The 1,427-nt window shown below is 73.0% G+C and carries 2 protein-coding genes; both read right to left on the bottom strand.

Annotated elements, in window-relative coordinates:
- Nucleotides 1–121 precede the first annotated feature (121 nt).
- Nucleotides 122–394: a DUF2934 domain-containing protein gene (locus tag QSG27_RS28925; protein WP_306712301.1), complete on the bottom strand. Its 273-nt coding sequence runs from the start codon at nucleotides 392–394 to the stop codon at nucleotides 122–124.
- A gap of 76 nt (nucleotides 395–470) precedes the next feature.
- On the bottom strand, nucleotides 471–1,136 hold the full coding sequence (locus QSG27_RS28920) for an NnrU family protein (RefSeq protein WP_306712298.1): 666 nt from the start codon (nucleotides 1,134–1,136) through the stop codon (nucleotides 471–473).
- Between the last annotated feature and the right edge of the window lie 291 nt (nucleotides 1,137–1,427).

The following is a 1,427-nucleotide window of genomic DNA, read 5'->3' as shown; positions in this document are numbered from 1 at the left end:
CCCGCCGCCCCGCCGCCCGCCGCGGGCCGGGCGGCGCCGGAACCGCGCCCCCTGCCCCAGCCCGATCCCCGGCTCGAAGTCCGCCGCCTGTCGCTGGACGACGAGGACTGACCGCCCGGCCTCACGCCGAGGACGGTTGCCGGCTGTGCGGTTGGCGGCTGTGCGTGTCCACGCCGCGCAGATGCTCGGCGGCCTCGTGCAGGGCGCGTTCGCTGGCGCTGTCGGGGGTCTGCAACCCGGCCTCCGGGCCGAGGGCGGCGTCTTCCTCCGCGATCTCGCGGACGGCCTGTTGCCAATGCGCGATGTGGCGGCCTTCGGGGCGGCCCTCCCGCTCCCAGATGGCGTGGGCGCGCTCGCGGACGCGGGGGTCGTCGGGTCCGGTGTGATGCTCCATGGCGGTCCTCCTCCGCGGTCGATTTTCCATGACCGTCAACAGGCGGACCGCGCCGGCGTGCCGGACGCCGCCGCGGCTACAGCCAATAGAGCGGGCTGACCCCGAACAGCCAGGGATGGACCGCGATCATGGCGGCGTAGGCGGCCAGCGCGCCCAGCGCACGGCCCCAGCCGATCTCGCCGGGACGGAAGCTCTGGCGCCCGGCGAGGATGGCGGCGAAGGGCAGCGCGGACGTCTCCGCGCGATAGGCCCGCCCGGCCTCGCCGCGGCGCAGGAGCCAGTCGTTCTTGACCATGGCGAACAGCGCGATGGCCGCCATGGCCGCGAACAGGACGACGCGCCGCCCGTCGCCCGTCGCCTGGAGATGCAGCAGCGCCCAGAGCAGAAGCCCCACGCTGCCGGGAAAGCGGGTGATCCGGTAGATGCCCCGCGGCGGGTTCGGGGCGTCCGGCTCGCCGGCCTTGCTGGTGACGCGGGCGGCGACCAGCAGGAAGGACAGCGGCATCAGCGCGACGACGAGCGGCGCCGCCCAACCGGCGGGAACGAACAGCGGTTCCCCGCCCCCGGCCTCGCGGTAGGCCCAGACGAACAGGCCGAGCGCCAGCAGCGAACCCAGCGAATGCAGGGCGACGAACCCGCCCCGCCCCAGCCGGGCGATCAGCCGCGGCCGCACCCCCGGCCAGGACGGCACGGCGTGGGTGGCGAACAGGAACAGGGCGGCGAGGAGAAGATCGATGGTCATGGGAGCGGAGGAAACACCGCTTTGCCCGCCGGAGTCTTGATGAACGTCAATCACGGGTGGTGAAGCGGCGGGTTTCGCAAGGACGGTGAGCCACGGAGACGGTGAACCACAGAGACACGGAGACACAGAGAACCGGCCCTCTCCATTCCTCCGTGTCTCTGTGCCTCCGTGGTGAAGAACGCGGCGGGCGATCCACGAAAGCAAACCGCAGCGGACTGTGGTGCAGGCCACAGCGGGGGAGGGCGGCCTCGCGTACCGTCCAGTCATCGAACAGGCCGGGACGCGACGCAG

Source organism: Azospirillum isscasi (genome assembly GCF_030849505.1).
In the GTDB taxonomy this organism is placed as follows: domain Bacteria; phylum Pseudomonadota; class Alphaproteobacteria; order Azospirillales; family Azospirillaceae; genus Azospirillum; species Azospirillum isscasi.
This window is presented reverse-complemented; position numbering and strand designations above follow the sequence as displayed.

Excerpts from the sequence above, each read along its gene's own strand:
- QSG27_RS28925 (WP_306712301.1), bottom strand. The coding sequence starts at position 394 with ATGGAGCATCACACCGGACCCGACGACCCCCGCGTCCGCGAGCGCGCC.
- QSG27_RS28920 (WP_306712298.1), bottom strand. The coding sequence starts at position 1,136 with ATGACCATCGATCTTCTCCTCGCCGCCCTGTTCCTGTTCGCCACCCAC.